Source organism: Methanosarcina horonobensis HB-1 = JCM 15518 (assembly GCF_000970285.1).
Classification (GTDB): Archaea; Halobacteriota; Methanosarcinia; order Methanosarcinales; family Methanosarcinaceae; genus Methanosarcina; species Methanosarcina horonobensis.
This window is the reverse complement of record NZ_CP009516.1, coordinates 1,852,382-1,867,853: the sequence shown is the minus strand read 5'-3', so window position 1 is coordinate 1,867,853 and position 15,472 is coordinate 1,852,382. Positions and strand designations below refer to the sequence as shown.

Here is a 15,472-nt window from a genome sequence, read left to right as displayed (position 1 = left end):
AAATATGCCGAGCTAAGGTATAGTATCATACTCATATCCCCCTTTTGCAAGCTCAACCCCGGAAGACAGGAATTAAGTCTTCTGATATTGTATGGTTTTGAAGTACCGTTAGAGCATACTTGTCAACTGAATTTTTATGTGATAAGTAAGAAGATCTTTCAGTTAATATAAAAAGTTAACTTACGAAAATAGCTTTTTCTATAAGCTGCCAGGTTTTTATAACTGTTTTATTGCCTTTCAGCAAAGAGAATTTCCTTGTCTTGAAAAAAATTAGAAGAAGTGAGAAAAAATTAAAATAGAAAAAGTAGGAACGAAAAAACAAGAAAAAATTAACTGAAAAACTTGAATCAAGAAGTAGAAAGAACCAGGGATTAAAGGAAAAGGAAAGGAAATTAAGTGAAATAGTAGAGATTAAGAAAGTAGAGATTAAGAAAGTAGAGATTAAAAAAATAACTGGAAAAGTTATAGAATGAAAAGAATTTACAGGAAACGTAACAAATAGAAAAGAAAACTACAAAAAAATCAGGGATTACCCCTGATTGATAAAGTTATCTATCTCTTTTTTCAGCATATGGCTCAGGATTTTTCCGTCAACTGTTCCTCTATACTCTTTCATGACAATACCCATGAGAGGACCGAGGGCAGCAGGCCCTTTATCTTTGATGAAATCTCCTTTTTCCCTGACCATCTTTTTAATGAAGTTTTCAACTTCTTCAGGATCGAAAGCACTCAGTCCGAGCTTGGAAATTGCCTGTTGAACTGTCAATTCAGGCTCTTTTGCAAGAGCAGTTAAAAGATCCTGGATAGCTTCTTTTGCAATTTCCTGATTTGATATGGCTGCAAAAAGTCCTCTGAAGTGTTCGTCTGTAAGTTTGTCCGTTTCAACCCCGTTTCTCCTTATCTCAGGTACGATTCCTACAAGGGTTCTCGCAATAAGGGTTGAGTTAATGTTTGCATCCTTACTGTAGGTTTCCAGCAAAGTCTCGAAAAGAGGAAGATACTTCGAATAAGCTATCTTTTCAGCAAGCTCTTTATTCAGGCCGCTCTGGGCAGCAAACCGCTTTGCCCTTTCCGTAAGTAGCTCCGGAGTCTCTATAGAATCAAAGTATTTCTGTGAGATTTCTATCTGGGGAACATCGGTTTCTGGGTACATCCTTGCTGCACCCGGGAGGGGGCGCATATAAGCAGTGTTTCCGTCAGGAAGAGCTTTTCGGGTTTCTTCAGGGATTCCCTCAATGGCTTCTTTTGCCCTGTTAATTACCGCTTCAATTGCAAGCCTGGCTTTTTCTGGTTCATCTGCAACCATGATAACGGCATCTCTAGGACCTGCACCGATAGCGTCCCTGACAGCCTGGACTTCCTTCTCAGTTATCCCGTAATTCGGAAGTTCGTCTGTGTGGAAAATCCCTCCAACACCTGCAGTTTTTGCTCTGTCCGAAAACTCAGTCCCGAGCCTTCTTCCTGGCTGGACTTCTTTGCCTACGAGCCCGTTAAATTTCCTGAGGAGGGCAGCAAGGATCACACCTTTTTTTACGCCTTTCTGCAGGACTTTGGACTTGGTATCCATGAAAAGCCCTGTTACGTCATAGATTTCTTCGCAAACGAAGGCATTTCTTTCAAGAAGTTCCTGTCTGATGAAGAGCAAGTTCAACTGCCGTTCAACTTCCCTGCGGACAATATCTTCTATGAGGTCGAGGGCCTGCACTCCTTTGATTTCAACTCTTGCACCTCTGGCAATTGAGATATTGACATCCTGCCTGATCGTTCCAAGACCTCTCTTAACCTTCCCTGTAGACCTGAGGATCATTCCTATATATTCCGCAACTTCACGGGCATGCCTGGGGGATTTGATATCAGGCGCGGTTGCAATTTCAACAAGCGGGATTCCTAACCTGTCAAGAGAATAAACGATTGAATCCCCTATTTCTTCTATTTTCTGGGCAGCTTCTTCCTCCACACAGAGACTGTCAATCCCGCAACGCCCTTCCGAAGTCTCAATGTACCCGTCGCTTGCAAGAAATGCAGTTCTCTGAAAGCCGCTTGTATTTGACCCGTCCACAACGATCTTTCTCATTACATGCATCTGGTCGACAGGTTTCATTTTAAAAAGCTTGGCAACCCCGAGGGAAATATCCAGGGCTTCCTTATTGAGTTCCCTTGGAGGCTCTTCATCATTTTCGACAAGGCATGTTGTATCATAAGCTTTGTAGATATACTTCCTTCTAATTTTGGTCTGCTCCACCGCAGCCCTGTCTTTCTCTCCCATCTCACTTTCCGTAGCCCTTAGATATCTGAAAAATTCACAATCCGAGTCTACGATATCCCTTATCAGAGTCGGACACCTGCAGAAAAGCTTCTCCTTCGAATCCAACTGCTGGTGAATTTCAAGCCCGGCTTTCAGCCCAAGTTCACTGTAATCGTATTTTTCCATGTTTTCACCCGATCTAAGCAGGAAGCGCCTTAATCCTTTTTAAATCTCTCTAATTTTCCATCAAGATTCTTTAATTTCCCTTCAGCTTTCCTTTGGCTTTGCTTTTCTTAACTTTTCCTTCAAGTCTAGCTCCTTTGCTCTCCTTTTACTTTTAAGTCCATCGGCTCGCTATTTTTTTCTCTTCTTTTTAACCCTCTTTCTGCGCTTGGTTCCTTTCTTAGCTTTTTTAGGTGCTGCGCTGGCAGTTATTGGTAATATCGATAAGAAACTGAATGTAAAAGGTGCGGTAGAATGTATAAAGGTATCTCTGTATATAAGAGTAAAGTAATTAATGGCTCTTTTTACTGATTAATAAACAAGTAAACATATTGCTTTTAGTGAAGATTTCCTGAAAAAAGTCATTTCAAAGTTCCATTTTCCCAGATAAGAGCCTGCGCTGGACTATGGTGATATTTGTGGAGCTTACTTATGTGAATTTGTGGTTCTTTAGCTTCCTCAAGTGGTACGCAAAATACATCTGAAGGAAAATTCGGACTTCCCCCAAAGCCCAATACCACATAAAAAGGAATTTTTCTTTCTTGAGCATAAGAAAAGTATCTGTTCAGCTGTTCGGGGTATGACCAACTAAAGTATCCGTTTGTTAGGTAAGATCGATATTTGCATTCAACACAAAAAATTTCATTTGTCTTTCAACAAAGATATATAAAAATTCATTTGCAATATGAGAATGATGATACTTTCTAATTAACGCAGAAGAGCCTTTTTTCACTGCTTTTAGATCCGAAAAAGATCCTATGTCTTGAAATTTATTATAAAAATAGATCCAAAAACTTACCAAAGAATAACATTTAAATCTTTTCACTGTTATTCTTCATCAACTAATAATTTTAAGGAAGATATAATGAAAGCAGACAGTGTTACAGAAAAAGCAGTTAAAGCTGTTCTGGATAAATTTGCAGAGAGTTATGCAAAACGCGACCTGAAAAGCGCAATGTCTCTTATTGCCCCTGATGTCGATGTCGTTATGTATGGCACTGGTGCAGAAGAGAAATGTATAGGTCCGGAAGCAATTAAGGCTCAGTTTGAGCGTGATTGGTCTCAAATCGAGGAACCTGCCCTTGAGTACGACTGGACTTCTATTTCAGCAGCCGGCAATGTAGCCTGGGCATCCATAGATGCCGTTTTCAAGGCAAAAATTGATGGGAAAATGATGAAATTTCCGTCAAGGGTCACAAAGGTCTTTGAGAAACGCGGTGACAAATGGCTCATAGTACAGGGACACTTCTCTTTCCCGGATCAAAGTCAATTTTTTGACTGAATTCTTTTTGAGATAATAAAAATTTATTTAAATCCTATTTTTATCTTTTTTGCTCGGATCTCAGGCAGTGTGCCTGAATTTCTGTAAAATTCTCTATACCTTTTTCCTCTTCTTTTTTGATTACTGTTCCATTATTAAATACTTATTTCCTGTAATCCACTCTTCATTAATATCAATCAGTATTGAGACTTGTAGTCTCAATACTGATTCCTGACTCGGGAATGCCCCTACTACCTTAGTTCTTCTTTTTATCTCCTTGTTAGTTCTCTCCATGATATTTGTTGTCCTTATTCTTCTCCAATGATTTTCCGGGAACTGCATATAATTCATTACATCATACTGGAAACTTTCAAGTGTATCAGCTGCGCTTTTATATCCCATTTTATCCAGTTCTCTAATCAATTCCTGTAACTTCTGACGGTCTACCAATGCTTCTTTTATTTTATCTGCTACTTCTTTTTGCTTCTTTTTTGGAACCTTTTTTAGGGCTTGTCTTATCAGATGGACATGACACATTTGCCAGCTTGATCCAACAAAGGACTCTCTAACTGCTTTTTGTATTCCTTTATGACCATCAGAAACAATTAACTTGACACCTCTTAACCCTCTTACTTTAAGGTCTTCGAATAGATCTTGCCAGAATAGAGAGTCTTCACTGTCTGCTAATCTTGCTCCAAGAATCTCACGATAACCGTCGTCCCTGACTCCGGCAACTATGAAAAGAGCTTTATTTTCATAGTGAAGTCCATCTCTCACTTTGAGATAAGTCGCATCGATAAACAGATAAGGAATTTCGTGTTCTATTGGCTTTGATAAGAACTCTTCAACCTTTTGATCAAGTTCTTTAGTAATCCTGGAAACAGAAGAGGCTGAGATTCCCTCTACTCCTAAAGCAGTCATGATCTTATCCACCCTTCGGGTGGAAACACCTTGGAGATAAGATTCACTCACGGCAGCTAAAATGGCCTTTTCAACTCTTGAATACTTCTCAAAAACCTCTGTTTCAAAGGGAAACTCACGGAACTGAGGTTTTAATAATTCAAGTTCTCCATACTTGGTCAGGAGAGTACGGGGTTTGTAACCGTTTCTACTAGCTTTGCGAGAATCAGTCCTCTCATGACGTTTTGCACCAGATTGGAGGAGGGCTTCCTCCTCCATTACAAGGTTTAAAAACCAGGTAATTAACTGGCGAATTCCATCTTCCTGATCGAAAAGATAATCTTTTATAAATGAGACGACATTAACCATTGACTCTGCATCCTGTTTTTTTTGTGGTGAAAGGAAAAGGATATAGAGTCAATCATATTTTACAGAACTTTCGGTACACTGCCAAAGCATTTGAAGTTCTGTCAAGTTAACGGGGGATGGGCATTTATATATTAAACAGTAGCTGGAAAAATTCTTTCGCCTCCAGAGACTTGACAGAGTAAGAATTTTACTTCAAAAAATAACTAAGTTTCAGGATTACTTATTTAACTTCTTCAAAGCAGTATTAAAAACTACAAACATTTGAGGTTTTACCATTTACCTTTGAATTACTTCTTTTTTCCAAAGAAAAATTAAAAGAGATTATTTCGTAAAAATATTACTTATTTATCTTAAAAATCTAATTTCAAAGTAAATAATAAGGATTATACCTAATTAAGTCTATTTTAAGTTACCAATCCAAAAATAAACCTTAAAAAGGTATAATCCATGATAAAAATTGTTGGTAAGGGGTATAAGTATTTTTTTGCTTCAATTGAGTGACTTTTTAGAGATTACAAAAACAATAATTGTAAGCTTAAAGAGTGTTGAAGGCAAGAAAAAATATGAAAAGATATTTGGAAGGAAATTCAAAGACAAAAAGGATGATTCAAGAATTCTTACTATTCACGTTAACCAGTCAACGCTTACAAATTTTATAGGAAACTTTTTTGAAAAATCAATATGCTCAGCCATTTTCAAGGATCATTTTCTGTCTAAAAATTCAAAATTTAAAATCATGTTCCTGAAGAGTGAAAAAAAGAATAAGAAAAAAGCGGAAAACAGTAGACGTTGTGTCATATCTACATCTCAAAGAGTACTTTCAGATTTCTTTGAAGCCATGATAACTGTCCTTAAACGGAAAATCAATATCCCTTACAGGGTTAAACCTTTAATTGTGAATAGTAAGGACTATATGGAAAATGTCCTTCCCTGGAATCAAATACTCGCTTTTCAAAATCTTAAAAAATTTAGAGGATATTTGAGGAACATTTTTGAATTAAATCCTTCGCTTGATTCTTATTTCAATAGCCTTCAGGTTTCAATGGGATATACCTCTCAACTTGAAGAATTGTCTTTCAATAACATTTTCAAGTTAGAAGTATAAGATGCAAACTTGGATACTCTAATCTTGAATCATTTATCAGAGATTACAACCAGAATCAAGCTTTAAGGCAGGAATTAAAAATCAAAAGCAGAGGAAAGATTACTCTTTCATCGTATCGGCGAAACCTAAAATGATTTATCCTTATCTGGGCAGATATGGAGGACTACTGATACAAGAATGTAGAAATCTTAACCTTATTGGCGATAAAATTTGGGTTTGGGATCGAAGATTTTTTGAGTGTAATTGCAGTGGTTTAAAGAATAAAGAGACCGGAAACCTTTCCGATCCAGATGCTGGACATTATGTCAAGAAAACAGGTAAGTATAGTGTATTATCAGGAACAGGATACACTGATACCTGTAACTTCCTTTTAATTTTACTTCCTTTTAATTTTACTTCCTTTTAATTTTACTTCCTTTTAATTTTACTTCCTTTTAATTTTACTTCCTTTTAATTTTACTTCCTTCATCCTGATATAACTTCAACAATCTGCTTATTTTGAGAGCAGTTTCTGCCAGATTAGCCGCTGGGTCGTGAGGGTGAGTTATTGATAACCATAAGCAAAGAATCTCTCTACATTTTTCCCAAACACAAGGGATGTGCTCGTTTTTTCAGATTTGATCATTGACTCGCCCCACGACTCAAGTTTTTTATTTTCGTTTATGGCTTTTTACTTTTTTTTATACAGAAATACTGCAAGCACGCCGGCCACGCCGAAAATCACTTCAAAACCAGGCGTTCTCAGGCTTTCATTCTGTTCATTTTCCTGTCCGGCTTCCGATCCCTCCCTTGAGACTCCGGCTTCCGATCCCTCCCCTGAAATAGTGCACATGTATATATCGGGGTTTTGTTCACCTTTGCGATAATCTGTCCACACAATCCTGTCCCCGTAGATAACAGGCATTTCCTGCTGTGCATTGGTGGTGATCTGGGTTTCCCTGGAAGTGGAGAGGTCGTACATGTAGATATCGGGTTTGATCGGGATATAAAAGGTACTGTTGCCTTCAGAAGGATTGCGGAAGTCCTCCCACACGATCCTGTCTCCATAGATAGCAGGTCTGCTCTGTACTGCTCCATCGTTTGTGATCTTAGTTTCCGTAAAAGTGGAAAGATCGTACATGTAAATATCCGTGTCTCCATTTTCCGGGAATATATTTCGCCACACTATCCTGTCCCCGTAAATAGCAGGATCTTCCTGATATGATTCATTGGTAGTAATCTTAGTTTCAGTGGAAGTGGAAATATTGTACATGTAGATATCGAACCCAGAGCGACTATCCATCCACACTATTTTGTCCCCGTAGATAGCAGGGTCTGCCTGATCTGATTTATTGGTAGTTATCTGGACTTCCTTGGAAGTGGATAGATCGTACATGTAGATATCCCATTTTTCATCTCCATTGCGACGATCCTGCCACACGATTTTGTCCTCGTAGATAGCAGGGTAAGCCTGGTCGGATTTATTGGTAGTTATCTGGATTTCCTTTGAGGTGGATAGGTTGTACATGTAGATATCGAAGTTTCCATTGCGGTCATCATGCCACACTATCTTATCATTATAGATATCAGGATCGCTATTATACGATTCATTGGTGGTGATCTGAGTTTCCTTGGAAGTGGAAAGGTTGTACATGTAGATATCGAAGTTTCCATTGCGATTATCCTGCCACACTATCCTGTCACCATAGATGGAAGGGTTTATCTGATATGATTCATTTATGACAATTGGAGTTTCCGTGAGGGTAAGTTGACAATCTACGCGCTGTGTAGAAGCCGCCGACTCTGCAGATGTAAAGGAAATTAAGAACACAAAAGCAAAGGCTATTGTAAACAGTTTTTCTTTATTTATCATTTATTCCTCCGTCTTTGTTTTTTTCATTTATAGTCACGCCAGGAAATATTTACACATATAAACAAGAACAATAACCTTAAATAACGTTCGAAAGTGCAGTTAATTGTAGAGATGACTATAATAGCAACACTCATATCTTCTGCCTGTATCTCAATTCCCTGAATCTTATCCTGAACTCAGTCCCCTCATCCGTACCGAGCTCGACGCTTCCCTCAATCTGATCCACAAGGGTAATCACAAGCTGCAAGCCCAGGGAGTCGGTTTCTCTGAAATCGATTTCTTCAGGGAAGCCTCTACCATTATCCCTGACAATGAGAGAGAAACAATTTCCATTCTCTTCCTTTTTGAGGCAGATGCAAATTTCTCCGCTTTCCCTTTCTGAAAAGGCATGCTTAAGGGCATTTGAAACGAGTTCGTTGATAATAATGCCCAGAGGGACAGCCGTATCCATACCAAGGAAGACATTATCAACATCAAGTTTCAGGCTGATGTTTCTATCACCTACGGAATAAGCCCCGAAAAGGTAATTTGCAAGGTTCTGAATATAATCTGCAAAGTCCACACTTATCATGTCTTCGGACTGGTAGAGCTTTTCGTGAACCAGAGCCATGGACTTGACCCTGTGCTGGCTGTCCCTGAAAGCCTCGATTACCTTTTCATCATTGAAATTTCCGGACTCAAGATAGAGCAGGGTTGAGATTACCTGAAGGTTGTTTTTGATCCTGTGGTGAATCTCTTTTTTACGGATCTCTTCCATCTGCAAAAGGGCTTCTTCGGCTTTTTTGTGCTCGGTTATGTCAAGGATGATTCCCCGCAAATGGACTCCGCCTTTTTCATCCCTCTGGATAAAAGTCCTTTCATCAACCCAGCGGACCTCTCCTGACCTTGTAAGGATCCGATACTCCGAACTGTAATCCTCAGACCCGGACTCCACATTCCTTGCAAGTTCGAACTCTACTTTTTCCAGGTCTTCAGGATAGACTATATCTCCGTAAAGCATTCCTCTTGAAGTAAAGTCCTCTACCTCATACCCGAGTCTTGTAACGTTTTCCGAGACAAACTCTATTGGCCATCCTTCTTCATACTTCCACAAAAAGACAATAACAGGGCTGCTGTTAATTATGCGCTCAAGCTCTTCTTTTAGCTTGTTTGAGTTCTCAAGCTTCCTTGCATATTCAATAAGGGCTCTTTCTGCCTCTCTTCTCTGAGTTGTAACCCTGTCGAGCACAAGGCGAGTTTCTTCAATTCCATCGGTAAGGAGCTTAAAATCTCCCTGACCCTGTACCCGGATGGGTCTCTTGAAATTATTATGCTGAAAGGCGATCAGGACAGCATTCGAATCGTCGATAATCATGTTAATAGTCTCTGAAAACTTATCAAGTGTATCCTCAAGCTCCCTGAACTCTCCCTGCACATCTACCTTAACCCTCTCTTTTAACTCCCCTTTTGCAAGGGCATTGGTTACCCTCATGGTTTCCCGGATAGGGATAACCACAGCATTAAGAATCTCATTCAGACCTTTAGGAATCTCACGAAAATCAATTTCCACATTCGTGTCAGCCCTTACCCCGAGCTCTCCTTTAACCGCGTCTTCGGCAATGCTTTTAAAATCTTTCACAATTCTGTTAATCGGCTTTGTTACGGATCTTGCAATCATATAAGCAAGGGCAGCCATGAACAGGATTGAGATCGCAGAGATAATAAGAAGCCTGTCCCTCAAATCAGTTACTCCGGCAAGCATTTCTTCTTTAGGGACGACCAGCACGAAAGAAAAATCCCCGGTTTCAACGGGTTCGTAAAAAAGAATAACAGTTTTTCCTGTGGTAGGATCCGTTGTTTCAAGGTGTCCGCTGACTCCGTTTTTAATATCAAGAGAGGCTTTTCCGAGTTCTTCCCCTCCAAAACCAGAAAGGTTCTTTTTTCCGATCCAGTCCTTATGAGTAGGATGTGAGAGAAGAACACCGGTGTTGCTCACCATAAAAGCATACCCGGTATCAAAAGTCCTGACTTCGCTTACTACCTCATCCACATAGTCCAGGGAAACGTCTACCCCTCCAATCCCTACAAATTCTCCATCTTTGATGATCGGGGAAACATAACTCACCATGAAAACCCCTTCATAAAAGTAGGGTTCGGTAAGCAAGTCCTCTCTCGTAGCCTTTGGAAGCTGATAGTAGTCAGAGGTATCATAATGAAGCAGAGGTGCAACTGAAGCAGTTCCGTTCATTTTATTCCAGTAAGGAACAAACCTGCCGGTTTCATCATGAGCAGGCGCATTTACATACTCGATATCTTTACCGTCAAATGCATCAGGCTCAAAAGCCACATAAGTCCCCAGGAGATGAGGATTCTCTCGGAGCACATTTTCCAGAATAAGAAGGGCTTCATCCCGGTCTGCGGATTCGTAACTTTCCATGGTTGTGGAGATCGTCCTTGCAATGGCAAGGTTGGCTTTCATATCCGCATCGAACTGGTTTGCATAATTGGAGGCCATCTCAACTGACTGCTGATATGCCAGTTTTTCTTCCTGAGTCGTGACCGTGGAAATAATCACAGCTGTAGAAGCCGTAAGTATTAGAAAAACCCCAAGCACGGTGTAAACAATCATCTTTGTTCTTAATGGGGTATCTCTAAGCATTTTTAATCCTCACTGGTATTTCCTCTCGTTTTTAACTGCCGAAAAAGGGAAAAAAGAACTTCTTTTCCGCGCCATTATACTCTTAAAAAAACAGGCACAATTGGGCATTTAATAGTTAAATTTTTATGGGCACTTAAAATATTTAAAAACTCCTAAAAAACGTCTCCAGAAAACGTAAGCATCTTCAGGAAACATAAAGATAAGATAAAACAAAAGGAAAAAGTGCAGGAGAAGTTCCTGCACCCCGGTTTAAGCTTATGTTACTGTTTCTCCCAACACCGGTATTTCTTTTTCCGCCCTTGTCGGATTCTCGTTTTGAGAATGGAACCAGAGTGGGATGTAAAGGGCAAGCACCACGAAACCGACTATTGTGGAAGTCCAGCCTACCTCAAGGCTATTAAGATAAATAATTCCAATGAGACACAGAGGCAAGTTAAAGAACCCGAAGAAGGCGGCAACATACTGCCAGCCCCCAGGTGCTTTGAAGGGTCTTTCAAGCGTTGAGAAACGGGGATCGAATTTTGCTTTTACATATGCGAAAAGGCTAATCCCGTTGGCACAGACATACCCTATAGCAGAAGCTGCCAGGATAGCTGCAGGTGTTCCCAGGAAGATAAAACCCATGTTGAAGAGTGCAATGACAATCATTGCATTGACCGGAGTTCCGTGCGGGTTCATCTTTCCAAAGAATTTTGGTAGATTTCCTTCTTCAGCCATGGAATACATAGCCCTTGAGGCTCCCAGGAAAGCAGTCTGGATGATAAGAATCATTGCCGCGATCAGCATGAGGATGGTAAGAGATCCTCCAATAGAACCCAGGGTCATCTGAGCCACAGGAAGCATTGGCGAGAACGGCTCGGCAAGGATCCCTTCTACACCCAGGGTTCCGGTAGCGGCTGCCTGAACAAGGATGAATGTCACAAGGCAGATTGCCCCGCAGATGAAGAGGGCTTTGGGCACATCCGATTTCGGCTGTTTATACTCAGGCCCGTAGATAGCTGCGGTTTCCCAGGCACAGGCACTCCATTGAGCCATTGCCATAAGCCCGAACAGAATAAGGATGTGCTCTATATCCCAGCTCCAGTCAGTCGGAAGCCAGGCACCTGTGATATTACTCAGCTCAAAGTGCCCGGTTGCAAATGGTGCAAGAGAGATAATTATAAGCGGGGCGAGCGAAAGCACTGCAAGGATATATCCGAGCGTTGCTCCTCCTGAAAGCCCGCGGTAGTTCACAAGGATCAGGAACAAAAACACGATTGCTCCGGATGCAAGATAAAGAGCCAGGTCAGGAACTCCGGCAAATGCAGGGATAAGCCCCTTGAGATAGCTTCCTATAAGGATAGAAAAGATAGCAAGCACCGGGTTCCAGGCAAACCAGTAACTCCAGGCACTGAATCCTCCAAGCAGTTTGCTCCTGTCATACCGTTTATTTCCGTCCTTTGCCCCGAAAACGCTCTGTGCATACCCTGGCAATCCGGAAGCCCTGGGAAACATTGTTGCAAGCTCCCCGTAAGCAAAATTCTGCATGAAACCCTGGAAGACAGAAAGTGCCCACACAATGATCGCAAAAGCCCAGACATAGCTTGCAAAGTAGCCGATAGACGGAAGGATCAGCACAGGAACACCAAGGGCAATTGCAAGCCCCTGTTTCCAGTCAATTGTCCGCTGAAGCCCTCCTGATTCACTTTTTTCGTCACTCATTTCACACACTCCATTGATTATATGTTGGCAGAGCCTGAAGATTCGCACAGCTCCTGCAGCATAAATATGCCTGCAGAATGTGCAAGCAGAAGAAATGGGAAGAGATTCGAAAGATATTCAGGAGCCACGAAGGGAGACCGCTCCATTCTGCATCAGTTCACTCTGCCTGTAGCAACTCCGGGAAAAATCTCCCCCTGCTTCCTGAAGAATTCAAGGGAAGTCAAGGCTCATGATTCTCTTCTTATTTTATGGCAATTATTTTATGGCAATTTTTTGTGCAAATTTGTTTACTATTCAGTCTATGTTACCCTTCAGTCTCCAGTCTCCTTATCGGGTCTGTTTCCTGAAGAGTTCGCAGGAATTAATCTTTATATCGAGAAGCTTCTCGATGTTCATTTTTGCGGCAATGCCTTTGGCTGCACCCGGAACTGAGGTGATTACACCAATATCGAGTTCTTCACGGAGTTCACGCATAACATGCTCATCTGCAAGGTCCCTAGTTTCGACATTTAGTTTCTTTGCTACGTACTTCTTTGCTTCTCCAATGCGCATATTCTTTGAGAACTGCATCCTTGCAACAAGGTCGCCTGCTGCTCTCATTCCTGTCATACCGGAAGCCATTATGTGAGAAATCGGCATACCCAGCGGGTCGCCGACCCCGATCTATATACCGTCTACTCCGGCAACCTCGACCATTGCCTTGCTCGCCCTTGTAACGGCATCAATCGGAGGAGTCTCAAGCATGGGGATTCCGCCAACACCCATTCCCATATCAACATGGCAGGGAAGGGGAGAAACCTTTACGGCTTCTTTTATGAACGTCACTGCACGTGCAAGGTTCCAGGGAGAAGTCTTGCTCGTGTTTGTGTTGACAACAGGCCCGAAGACATTTGCTCCTGCTTTTGCTACAAGCGGAGCCTGCTGGTGAGGCCAGAGTCCGGCAAGAGTGACTCCGTCATACTGCAGGTTCCCATGCATCCCGAGCACCATCTCGCCTGCCATTCCTGCTTCAATATACATGTCAGGGAATTCTTTTCTGAGAGCTTCTATCGCGTGAAGAGTCCCATAGAAGTCTCCGTCTCCTGCAGCGGCAGTCGTATCGAAGTTAACGCCGTCTGCGCCTGAGGCAAAAAGCTTCTGCATGATCCAGACCGTATCCCTTGTAAGGTGTTCGGCTGCGTGCTCCATGGAATCCCAGGCTTCCTGGATTTTGAAAGCCTTCATCAGGTCTCCGGGGTTTTCGAAAGGTCCGTCAGGAGTATAATAAAGTCCCATGTTCGGCATTGCGCCATAAAAGAGAGGGATGATCATATTCTGCTGGCAGACTTCCATTGCCTGGCACTCGTTTGAAACTACGGGCTTTACCGGCTTGAAACTGTAGTCGATGTGCCCGAGTTCCATTGTGTCTGCACCAAAGGCTCTTTCGTGCATCATGCAGCCGACAAGCCGGCTTGAAGGAATCCCTACGCCGCTGTTCCCCTGGTCACCGTCAAGCCGGATAGTGCCTATATCATGAGTAACCGGCACTTCCATGCCGTGTTCAACGCTTACGGCTTTTCCGGGCATCATGAGAATTTCTGCAAGCTTATCAATTTCATCAGCAGTAAGATCAGGAATTTCTCCCAGATCTGCAGCGTTTGCAGTTCCGGCACCCAGTTCTTCTATGATTTTTTCTTTTGTAAGGAAGACGCGTTTGCCGTCCCCCATTCTCAAAGCATATTCGGTTGCCATTTCTTTTCACTTCCCTACCAGCAGTTCTTTTGCTTTTGCAACAGCTTCACTTGCGTTTTCTGCATAACAGTCCGCGCCTATTTTGTCAGCCCATGCCTGGGTTGCAGGGGCACCACCCACCATGACCTTGATACGGTTGCGCAGCCCTTCTTCTTTGAGAAGTTCGATAACCTCTCTCTGCCCCGGAAGCGTGGTGGTCATAAGTGCAGAAAGCCCTATCATGTTCGCATTGACTTCTTTTGCTTTTTTAACAAAATCTTTTATAGGGACGTCCCTACCTATATCGTGGACTTCAAAACCGGCAGACTGGAGCATTGTAGATACAATTGACTTGCCTATGTCGTGCACATCTCCCTCGACGGTTCCATTTACAATTACTCCGAGCTTCTTGGTTTCGCTCCCGGCAGGGAGATCAGCTTCAAGGACTTTGACTCCTGCTGTCATGGCATCGGCAGCCATCATTACATGAGGCAGAAAAAGTTTCCCTCTCTCAAAAAGAATTCCTACCTGGTTCATGCCGGCAGCAAGCCCTTTTTCGATTATTTCTGCAGGTTCCATAACCTGCTTTGCTTTTTCAACTGCAGCGAGTACCGCATCTTTTTTACAGGAGATTACCGCGTCCGAAAGCTCCTGGGTAAGTTCTTCTCTGGTTGCCATTTTTAACCTCCGATCTTTGTCAAACTTTCTCCTCAGCATTCGAAATATCGCTACTGAAGCCTGATTTCTGATTATACATATTATACATGTAAAATTATATAGCCCAGCCTGTGGTGTTTTTTCTTAATTGTATGGAATTGAAACTCTCATGATGCATTGTAAAGGCTAAAAGGAAAAGGACAGGCTCTCCAGTCAGGGATCAAAGGACGAGTTTTTTCAATCTCGTTAAAATATTTAATATCAATAAAAACAGGGACGAAAAAAAGAAACAGGAGTGAAAATGATGAAGCAGGAGTAAAAACAAAGGATAAAACAGGGAAAAGTGTTTAGAAATTGAAAAGCAACTCGACCTTTTAAAGATCCACTCTTTGAAAACTCTCCTTTAAAAAGTGTTCTTTAAAATATTTTTTAAAAGCTTGCCTTTAATGAATCTTTGCCTGTTTATTTCCCGGAGGCATGTTCCTTTATTTCTGCTTATCCAGTACACAGACCCTTATTTTCCCGGCACTTGTCTGAAAGTCTGTACAGATATTCTGAGGAACCGGGCTTCTTTCAGAAATATCCTTTTCTTCTTTAAGCTGACAGAAATAGTCGCCTTCAAGCCGGAACTTTTTAAAAAGCTCACATCTTTCACAGAGGCAGTCTTCTTTTCTCCCCTCTCCCACGATCACACCTCCTCGAGCACAAAACATCCCCGTACCTCCCGGATAAGCAGAACAATGCTTGCAGAGACAGGCTTTCAGGTGATGGTATGAACTGCAGATCCCAAAATACCTTCCGTATTCTTCTCT

8 protein-coding genes and 2 pseudogenes are annotated in these 15,472 nt (G+C 41.8%); 2 read left to right on the top strand and 8 right to left on the bottom strand.

The window, feature by feature from the left end; translation table 11 throughout:
* Positions 1 to 529 precede the first annotated feature (529 nt).
* Positions 530 to 2,431, bottom strand: coding sequence for a Glu-tRNA(Gln) amidotransferase subunit GatE (gatE, locus tag MSHOH_RS08245; RefSeq protein WP_048138828.1), 1,902 nt, complete (start codon positions 2,429 to 2,431; stop codon positions 530 to 532).
* Positions 2,432 to 3,332: 901 nt separating this feature from the next.
* Here gatE and MSHOH_RS08240 point away from each other — a divergent pair.
* The gene (locus MSHOH_RS08240) at positions 3,333 to 3,749 is read left to right on the top strand and encodes a nuclear transport factor 2 family protein (protein WP_048138826.1); all 417 of its coding nucleotides are present in this window, start codon (positions 3,333 to 3,335) and stop codon (positions 3,747 to 3,749) included.
* A 120-nt stretch (positions 3,750 to 3,869) separates the two neighbouring features.
* On the opposite strand, the pseudogene MSHOH_RS08235 reads toward MSHOH_RS08240, so the two are convergent.
* Positions 3,870 to 5,049, bottom strand: a pseudogene (locus MSHOH_RS08235) (IS256 family transposase).
* A gap of 408 nt (positions 5,050 to 5,457) precedes the next feature.
* Here MSHOH_RS08235 and MSHOH_RS25075 point away from each other — a divergent pair.
* Positions 5,458 to 6,102 carry a hypothetical protein gene (locus MSHOH_RS25075; protein WP_239451273.1) on the top strand — a complete coding sequence of 215 codons (645 nt, stop codon included), beginning with the start codon at positions 5,458 to 5,460 and terminating at the stop codon, positions 6,100 to 6,102.
* Positions 6,103 to 6,772: 670 nt separating this feature from the next.
* On the opposite strand, the gene MSHOH_RS08220 is transcribed toward MSHOH_RS25075, so the two are convergent.
* The 6 genes and pseudogenes from MSHOH_RS08220 to MSHOH_RS08190 all read right to left on the bottom strand — a co-directional run bounded on the left by MSHOH_RS08220 (position 6,773) and on the right by MSHOH_RS08190 (position 15,424).
* Positions 6,773 to 7,954 (bottom strand): PGF-CTERM sorting domain-containing protein, encoded by a 1,182-nt coding sequence (locus MSHOH_RS08220; RefSeq protein WP_052730773.1) that lies wholly within the window; start codon positions 7,952 to 7,954, stop codon positions 6,773 to 6,775.
* Positions 7,955 to 8,084: 130 nt separating this feature from the next.
* On the bottom strand, positions 8,085 to 10,592 hold the full coding sequence (locus MSHOH_RS08215; protein WP_048138818.1) for a histidine kinase dimerization/phosphoacceptor domain -containing protein: 2,508 nt from the start codon (positions 10,590 to 10,592) through the stop codon (positions 8,085 to 8,087).
* Between the two features lie 255 nt (positions 10,593 to 10,847).
* Positions 10,848 to 12,293, bottom strand: coding sequence for an APC family permease (locus MSHOH_RS08210; RefSeq protein ID WP_048138817.1), 1,446 nt, complete (start codon positions 12,291 to 12,293; stop codon positions 10,848 to 10,850).
* Between the two features lie 327 nt (positions 12,294 to 12,620).
* A pseudogene (mtbB, locus tag MSHOH_RS08200) lies at positions 12,621 to 14,024 on the bottom strand ([dimethylamine--corrinoid protein] Co-methyltransferase).
* 6 nt (positions 14,025 to 14,030) lie between these two features.
* On the bottom strand, positions 14,031 to 14,681 hold the full coding sequence (mtbC, locus tag MSHOH_RS08195; protein WP_048138814.1) for a dimethylamine corrinoid protein MtbC: 651 nt from the start codon (positions 14,679 to 14,681) through the stop codon (positions 14,031 to 14,033).
* Positions 14,682 to 15,145: 464 nt separating this feature from the next.
* Positions 15,146 to 15,424 carry a DUF2769 domain-containing protein gene (locus tag MSHOH_RS08190; protein WP_275425578.1) on the bottom strand — a complete coding sequence of 93 codons (279 nt, stop codon included), beginning with the start codon at positions 15,422 to 15,424 and terminating at the stop codon, positions 15,146 to 15,148.
* Between the last annotated feature and the right edge of the window lie 48 nt (positions 15,425 to 15,472).

What these genes read in the sequence shown, in the direction of transcription:
- gatE (WP_048138828.1), bottom strand. Translation starts at nt 2,431, where the DNA reads ATGGAAAAATACGATTACAGTGAACTTGGGCTGAAAGCCGGGCTTGAA.
- mtbC (WP_048138814.1), bottom strand. Translation starts at nt 14,681, where the DNA reads ATGGCAACCAGAGAAGAACTTACCCAGGAGCTTTCGGACGCGGTAATC.
- MSHOH_RS08215 (WP_048138818.1), bottom strand. Translation starts at nt 10,592, where the DNA reads ATGCTTAGAGATACCCCATTAAGAACAAAGATGATTGTTTACACCGTG.
- MSHOH_RS08240 (WP_048138826.1), top strand. Translation starts at nt 3,333, where the DNA reads ATGAAAGCAGACAGTGTTACAGAAAAAGCAGTTAAAGCTGTTCTGGAT.
- MSHOH_RS08220 (WP_052730773.1), bottom strand. Translation starts at nt 7,954, where the DNA reads ATGATAAATAAAGAAAAACTGTTTACAATAGCCTTTGCTTTTGTGTTC.
- MSHOH_RS08210 (WP_048138817.1), bottom strand. Translation starts at nt 12,293, where the DNA reads ATGAGTGACGAAAAAAGTGAATCAGGAGGGCTTCAGCGGACAATTGAC.